The 7500-nt window shown below is 61.6% G+C and carries 6 protein-coding genes; 4 read left to right on the forward strand and 2 right to left on the reverse strand.

What is annotated here, in order from left to right; all coding sequences use genetic code 11:
• On the reverse strand, nt 1–83 hold an 83-nt coding region (locus F2S13_RS29730), incomplete at its 3' end, for a LysR family transcriptional regulator (RefSeq protein WP_166367182.1).
• A 162-nt stretch (nt 84–245) separates the two neighbouring features.
• Between F2S13_RS29730 and F2S13_RS28155 the strand changes: the two genes are divergently transcribed.
• From F2S13_RS28155 to betA, 3 genes are read left to right on the forward strand one after another with little or no spacing between them, the layout of a single operon-like run.
• The gene (locus F2S13_RS28155) at nt 246–1754 is read left to right on the forward strand and encodes an aldehyde dehydrogenase family protein (RefSeq protein WP_166367135.1); all 1509 of its coding nucleotides are present in this window, start codon (nt 246–248) and stop codon (nt 1752–1754) included.
• A 53-nt stretch (nt 1755–1807) separates the two neighbouring features.
• A complete protein-coding gene (locus F2S13_RS28160) occupies nt 1808–3376 on the forward strand; it encodes a purine-cytosine permease family protein (RefSeq protein WP_166367137.1) in 1569 nt (522 codons plus the stop codon).
• Nucleotides 3377–3381: 5 nt separating this feature from the next.
• Nucleotides 3382–5070: a choline dehydrogenase gene (gene betA, locus F2S13_RS28165; protein WP_166367146.1), complete on the forward strand. Its 1689-nt coding sequence runs from the start codon at nt 3382–3384 to the stop codon at nt 5068–5070.
• A gap of 190 nt (nt 5071–5260) precedes the next feature.
• Here betA and F2S13_RS28170 read toward each other — a convergent pair whose 3' ends face one another.
• Entirely contained in the window at nt 5261–5698 is a 438-nt protein-coding gene (locus tag F2S13_RS28170; protein WP_166367148.1) for a DUF1810 domain-containing protein, read from the reverse strand.
• 130 nt (nt 5699–5828) lie between these two features.
• On the opposite strand from F2S13_RS28170, the gene F2S13_RS28175 reads away from it, so the two are divergent.
• A complete protein-coding gene (locus tag F2S13_RS28175) occupies nt 5829–7457 on the forward strand; it encodes a mechanosensitive ion channel family protein (protein WP_166367150.1) in 1629 nt (542 codons plus the stop codon).
• Nucleotides 7458–7500: the final 43 nt, after the last annotated feature.

The following is a 7500-nucleotide window of genomic DNA, read 5'->3' on the forward strand; positions in this document are numbered from 1 at the left end:
TGCGCAGCGGAAAAGCCGCCGCATTTGACGATAGCGGCGAATACCCGAAGCAGTTTCAAATCGACATCGTGCAGCTTGTTCACCCGTATCTCCTGTTTGTTTTTATATCGGGAATGCCGATGTTGGCATCTGATGATTAGCATTTTTTCATTGGCAATCAACGCTCATAGTCACTCCAACGGCGAAGACTTACCAGCAGTGCATCCCAAAACAAGAACCTGATCGCCGATGAGAGAGAACAAGAAATGGACACGATCGTCAAACAGTACTTGCAAAGGTTCGGCGTCTGCGAAGCTACGCAAACTTTCCTCGGCAAGTCTTTGAAAATGTTCATTGGCGGCGCCTGGCTCGATGCCAGCGACGGCCAGACCTCAGACGTTATCGAGCCTTCAACCGCCGGTTTGATCACCCGCATCCCCATGGGCACCACCGACGATCTGGACCGCGCCGTGCAGGCCGCTCGTGCCCAGTTTGATGGTGGTCCATGGCGCCAGGCCAAGCCCCTGGAACGCGAGCGCATGATCCATCGCCTGGCCGACCTGATCGAGGCCAATGCCGCGGAGCTTGCCGAGATCGAATCGATCGACATGGGCAAGTCCGCCGCCCAGGCCCGCGATGTGGATATCCAGGGCACTGTCGACACCCTGCGTTACTTCGCCGGCTGGGCCACCAAACTGCACGGGCGTACCGTCGAGCCATCCCTGCCAGGCAATTACCTGGCCTATACCCGCAAAGAGCCGATCGGCGTAGTCGGCGCCATCGTGCCGTGGAACTTCCCGCTGCAAACCATGGCCTGGAAGCTGGGCGCCGCCCTGGCGACCGGTTGCACCGTGGTCGTCAAGCCGGCCGAGCTGACCTCGCTGTCGGCCCTGCGCTTTGCCGAACTGGTGCAGGAAGCGGGTATTCCGGACGGGGTGATCAACATCGTCACCGGTCGCGGCAGCGTGGTCGGTGCGGCCATGGCCACCCATCCTGGCATCGACAAGCTGACGTTCACCGGTTCCACCCCGGTCGGCCGCACCGTCGGGCGTGCCGCGCTGGACGAAATGAAGCGACTAACCCTGGAACTGGGAGGAAAATCTCCAGTAATAGTACTGGCCGATGCCGACGTGCCCGCCGCCGCAAAAGCCGTGGCCAATGGTGTGTTCTTCAACTCGGGCCAGGTTTGCGATGCCGGTACCCGCGCGTACGTCCATCGCAGCATCTATGACCAATTCCTGCGTGAGCTGATCGCCTACACGAAGACCTTGAAAATGGCCCCGGGCCTGGATCCCGAATGCTTCATCAGCCCGCTGGTCTCGGCGCTGCAGAAACAGCGGGTTACCGAATACATCGAACTCGGCAAGACCGAGGGGGCCGAACTGGTCTACGGCGGCCAGCCGGTCGAAGGTCCTGGCTTCTTCGTCGAGCCGACCATCTTCGCCAACTGCCGCAACGACATGCGCATCGTCCAGGAGGAAATTTTCGGCCCGGTGCTGGTGACCGCGCCTTTCGATGATGAAGAAGAGGCCCTGGCCCTGGCCAATGACTCGCCCTTCGGACTGGCCGCAGCCCTTTACTCCAATGACCTGGGCCGCGTGCACAGCCTGATTCCACGGCTGCAGGCAGGCTCGGTGTACGTCAACGCCCACAGCACCATCGACCCGTCGATGCCGTTTGGAGGCTACAAGCAATCAGGGTTCGGCAAGGACCTGGGATCGGAACAACTGGACTTTTTGATGGAGACCAAGGCGGTCTGGATAACGTTGCCCTGAGGCGCTGGGTTTTAAGCGCTTTGTCATGATATTTACAATAATGAGAGAAAATCATGAACACATCATCCAAGACCGCCGCCAGCGCTGCACATCGCGACACCGCGCTGGCGGTCGAAAACCATTCGATTGATTTCATCCCCGAGGACGAACGCACCGACAAACTCAGGAGCCAGGGACCATTCTGGTTCCTGGGCAACTTCACCTTCTTCACCATGACCATCGGTTTCGTCGGGCCCAGTGTCGGCCTGACGGCGCTGTGGACCACCCTGGCCGGCACCCTCGGGATCATGTTCGGCACGCTGTTCATGGCTTTCCATGGTTCTCAGGGCCCGCACCTCGGGCTGCCGCAGATGATCCAGTCGCGCGCGCAGTTCGGTTATCGCGGGGTGATTCTGGTGTTGTTGGCGACGCTCTTCGTGTTTGCCGGCTTCAACATCGTGAATCTGGTGTTGATGATGCAGGGGCTGCACACGCTGTTCGGGTTCGACCCGATGGTGATTGCCCTGGCGGTGACCGTGCCGGCGACGATACTGGCCATTCTCGGCCATGACTGGATGCACCGCAGCTTCAAATGGGCGCTGTACCTGTCGTTGCCCCTGTATGGCCTGGTGACCCTGGCCGTGCTGATGGGCTGGGTGCCCGATGCCGTGCTGCCGCCCCTGGCAGCCGGGGAAGTCGCGCCGGCGCCGCTGGGTTTCAACTGGACCGGATTCATCGCCCAGTTCGCCGCGGCGGCCAGCTACAACATTGCCTACGCACCTTACGTGTCCGACTACTCGCGCTATCTGCCGAAGAACACCCCCAGCGGCAAGCTGATTGCGGTGGTCTTTCTCGGTGCCTCGCTGTCCGGTGCCTGGATGATCTCCGTGGGCGGCTGGCTGGCCGATCACCTGCATTCGACCGACGTGCTGGTGGCGCTGGGGCAAGTGGGCAACACCGTGTCGTCCGCCATGGGCACAGTCGTTGTAGTGGTAACCATCCTGGCATTCCTGCCGGTGATCGCCATGAACATCTACAGTGCCAAGCTGACCACCCTGACCTGTGTCGATTCGATCAAGCACATCGAGCCGACCCGCAAGGCGCGCATCCTCGCCATCCTGTTCGTGATCCTGCTGCAACTGGGCGTGGCCATGAGCATCCAGAGTTCGGGCAAGGGCCTGTCGGTACTGGGTATCTACCTGGTGGTGATGCTGTACTTCCTGGTGCCCTGGACCTCGGTCAACCTCACCGACTATTTCTTCGTGCGCAAGGGCCGCTATGCCATCCCGCACTTCTTCATGCCGCACAACAACATCTATGGCAGCTGGGGCATGCGCGGCATCGTGTCGTACGCCGTGGGCTTCCTGGCCATGATTCCGTTCTTCTACATCTATGACGGCGTCGAACAGCGTGAAGTGTATGTCGGCCCCCTGGCCAAGGCCCTGGGCAGTATCGACATCGCCTGGCTGGTCGGCCTGATCGTCTCGGGCCTGGTGTACTACGTACTCAGCCGCTCGATCGACCTCAACCGCGAAGAGGTCGTCATCCAGGAAATCGAAAAGACTTGTCCGCACTACACCACCGGCGAAAAGAAGGCCCACCGCGCCATGCCGATGGTCAGCAAAACGACTTTTGGGAGATAACAACAATGACTAGCCAACGTTACGACTACATCATCATTGGCGCGGGTTCTGCCGGCTGCGTACTGGCCAACCGCCTGACCGAGGACGCCGGCACCAGCGTGCTGGTCCTGGAGTTCGGCGGCAGCGACCGCAGCGTGATCATCCAGATGCCGAGTGCGTTTTCGATCCCGATGAACACCACCAAATACAACTGGAAATACGAGACCGAGCCGGAGCCAGGGCTCAATGGCCGGCGCGTACACTGCCCACGGGGCAAGGTGCTGGGCGGTTCGTCTTCGATCAACGGCCTGGTCTACATCCGTGGTCATGCCTACGATTTCGACGAGTGGGAAGAGCTGGGCGCCAAGGGTTGGGGCTATAAAAACTGCCTGCCGTACTTCAAGCGTGCCGAGAGCTGCGATGCCGGTGGCGACGACTACCGCGGTGGTTCAGGGCCCTTGCACACCACCAACGGCAACAACATGAAGAACCCGCTGTACGGGGCCTGGGTCGACGCCGGTGCCGAAGCGGGCTACATCAAGACCGACGACTGCAACGGCTACATGCAGGAAGGCTTCGGTGCCATGCACATGACGGTCAAGGATGGCGTGCGCTGCTCCACCGCCAACGCCTACCTGCGTCCGGCCATGGAACGGCCCAACCTGACGGTGATCACCAAGGCCATGTCGCGCCAGATCATCCTCGAAGGCAAGCGCGCCGTGGGCCTGACTTATGACCATGAAGGCCAGACCCACACCGTGTTGTGCAACAAGGAAATCCTCATTTCGGCAGGCCCGATCGGTTCGCCGCACCTGCTGCAGCGGTCCGGCATCGGCCCCGCTGAAGTCCTGAAGAAGGCCGGCGTACCCGTGAAGCTCGATCTGCCGGGCGTCGGTGAAAACCTGCAGGATCACGCCGAGATCTACATCCAGTACGGTTGCAAGGAGCCGGTCACGCTCAACAGCAAGATGGACCCCCTGAGCAAACTGATGATCGGCCTGCGCTGGTTGTTGCGCAAGGACGGCCTGGGCGCGACCAACCACTTCGAAGCCGGTGGTTTCATCCGCTCCGAGAAAGGCCTGCGCTGGCCCGATATCCAGTTCCACTTCCTGCCGGCCGCCATGCGCTACGACGGCAAGAAGCCGATCAAGGGCCACGGTTTCATGGTCCTGACCGGGCCGAACAAGCCCAAGAGCCGTGGCCATGTGCGAATTCGCTCGGCAGACCCGTACGTGCACCCGGAAATTCTGTTCAACTACCTGCAACGGGAAGAAGACCGCGAAGGCTTCCGCCGCTGCGTGCGCCTGACCCGGGAAATCATCGGCCAGCCGGCCATGGACCGCTTCCGTGACACCGAGATCGCGCCGGGGCCACTGGTCAATACCGACGAGGAGATCGATGCGTTCGTGCGCGACAACCTGGAGAGTACCTACCATCCTTGTGGCTCATGCCGCATGGGCGAGGACGACATGGCGGTGGTCGACTCGGAACTGCGGGTGAGGGGGCTCCAGGGGCTGCGCGTGATCGACTCGTCGGTGTTCCCGACCGAGCCCAACGGCAACCTCAACGCACCGACCATCATGCTGGCCGAACGGGCAGCGGACATGGTACGCGGGCGCAAGCTGTTGCCAGCGGCGAATGTGGTGGTGGGGCTGGCGAAGAACTGGGAGACCCAGCAGCGTACCTCCTTGCCGGCGCGTAACGTCCGGGTCTGACCCGAGTACAGGGTTGCCCTCATACCCCTGTGGGAGCCCTCTGTGAGATCCCCCTGTGGGAGCGGGCTTGCCCGCGAAGAAGACACCGCGGATTATCTAAAACACCGCGGTGTGGTCATCGCGGGCAAGCCCGCTCCCACAGAGAGACATTGTGTGGACCGCTGTCCGTGTTGAATCTGTGGAATCGCGTTTACAGGTCCGTTTCTTCGCCCAGCAGGGACAGGGTTTTCACATCACCTTTCCCCTGATAAAACCCATCAAGCACCTGCTGAAAAACCTCTCGCTCAGGCGCAACGGTGGCAAACAGGGTCATGCAGGAACGCAATTTCAGATCATCCGGCGTGCCGAAGATTTCCCTTGCGGTACGGCCCTGCAATTCAATGACCGCCCGCGTGCAAGCTTCCAGGCGCGTCCCGAGCAGGGGATGGTCCAGGTAGGCCAGGGCTTCCTTACGGTCGCAGATCGCGTAACGCCAGGCCATTTCGCTGTGGCCCAGTCCCTCGAGCTGGGGAAAGATGAACCACATCCAGTGGCTGCGTTTGTGACCGGTGCGCAGTTCTTCCATGGCGCGCTCGAAGGTCGGTTCTTGTGCATCGACAAAGCGTTGCAGGTCGTAGGGATCACTCATGGCGCTCACCCTTGGGGTGGGTTCGACCCCGACAATTCTAATCCCCATCCTCCCGGTACGGAAGCCGACAAACATCGCCGCGCTGAACTACGCTGCCAGACATCGACAGGACGTTTATCGGGGCCAGGATATGCGCAGCAGGGCGTTTGTGTGGTGCATGATGTGGTGGGGGATACTGTGGTCGGCCCAGGTCTTTGCACTGGACCCGCTGGCAACGACTGACTCCGCGCAACCCGCGCAGTCCACCGCCAATCTGAAGGTCGCCAATCGTACCGTCATCACGTTTCGCGCCAGCTTGCTCGGTGAAACGCCGACGCTGCGCGCCAGGCGCGCCAATGTGGTCATCGGTGAAGCCCTGGACAGCAACGACGAGCTGAGCGTCAGCATCGACCCGATCCAGGACAGCTACATGGTGCTGCTGGGCGGACGGCGTGCATTCATCGTTACGCCCGGGGACGTCGATCCCCTCGAGTACAGTTCGGTCATGCAAGCGGCCCAGGGCGCCGCCGACAAGCTACGCCAGGTCGTGGCTGAAACCCAGGAAGCGCGTAGCCTGCACCTGATCCTTGTGGATGTGCTGGCCTGTGCCGTGGCCACGGCACTCTACCTGGCGTTGCTCTGGGGGTTGGGTTATCTGCGGCGCAAATTGCTCGGTTGGTTGCCGGCGATGATGAAACGCCATGCCCAAGCGTTGAAGGTGGGGGAAACCCCGCTGGTCGAGGCCCATTTTCTCTACCCGCTGATCAGTCGCGCGCTGCGGGTGCTGAGCTGGGTCCTGGTGGCGCTGTTCAGCTATCAGTGGTTGAGCTTTGTCCTGTCGCGGTTTCCCTATACCCGTCCATGGGGCGAGAGCCTGAACAGCTATCTGCTGGATGTGGCCGCTTATCTGTTTCACAGCATCGTCGGGGCGATTCCGGGCCTGGGCATTGCCCTGGCGATCTTCTTCATTGCCCGGGGCGCCGTCGCCTTCAGTCGGCGCCTGCTCAAGCGCCTGGCCGCACCGGGCACCGTCAGCTGGTTGAACCATGAAACCCTGCAACCGACGACGCGCCTGACCTCCATTGCGATCTGGCTGTTTGCCCTGGCAATGGCCTACCCGTACCTGCCGGGGGCGGGTACCGATGCCTTCAAGGGCTTGTCGGTGCTGCTCGGCCTGATGATCTCGCTGGGCGCCTCCAGCGTGGTCGGGCAGGCCGCTGCCGGGTTGATCCTCACCTATACCCACACCCTGCGGCCCGGCGAATTCGTGCGTATCGGCGAGCATGAAGGCACGGTGACCGAGCTGGGCACGTTCACCACGCGAATCCGCACCGGGCTCGGTGAAATGCTGACGATCCCCAACTCGATGATCACCGGTGCCGTCACCAAGAACTATTCGCGCACGGTGAAGGGGCCCGGTTACGTGGTCGACACCACAGTGACCATCGGCTACGACACGCCGTGGCGGCAGATCGAGGCGATGTTGCTGGAGGCGGCCCTGCGCACCCCGGGGGTGTTGGCCGACCCGGCGCCGCAGGTGTTCCAGATTGCCCTGTCGGACTTCTACCCGGAGTACCGCCTGGTGGCCCAGGCCATCCCCAGCCAACCGCGCCCGCGTGCCGAATTGCTGACCATGCTGCATGCCAATATTCAGGATGTGTTCAATGAATACGGAGTGCAGATCATGTCGCCGCACTACGCCTTCGACCCGCGTCAGGCCAAGCTGGTGCCGAAGGAGGAGTGGTTCAGCGAGCCGGCCAAAAAGCACGATAACACCTGAACCTCTCGTTCCCACGCTCTGCGTGGGAATGCAGTGACAGACG

The organism is Pseudomonas akapageensis (assembly GCF_011355085.1).
Classification (GTDB): domain Bacteria; phylum Pseudomonadota; class Gammaproteobacteria; order Pseudomonadales; family Pseudomonadaceae; genus Aquipseudomonas; species Aquipseudomonas akapageensis.

Bases quoted from the DNA above. Each gene is read 5' to 3' on its own strand.
- F2S13_RS28155 (WP_166367135.1), top strand. From the start codon at position 246: ATGGACACGATCGTCAAACAGTACTTGCAAAGGTTCGGCGTCTGCGAA.
- F2S13_RS28160 (WP_166367137.1), top strand. From the start codon at position 1,808: ATGAACACATCATCCAAGACCGCCGCCAGCGCTGCACATCGCGACACC.
- betA (WP_166367146.1), top strand. From the start codon at position 3,382: ATGACTAGCCAACGTTACGACTACATCATCATTGGCGCGGGTTCTGCC.
- F2S13_RS28170 (WP_166367148.1), bottom strand. From the start codon at position 5,698: ATGAGTGATCCCTACGACCTGCAACGCTTTGTCGATGCACAAGAACCG.
- F2S13_RS28175 (WP_166367150.1), top strand. From the start codon at position 5,829: ATGCGCAGCAGGGCGTTTGTGTGGTGCATGATGTGGTGGGGGATACTG.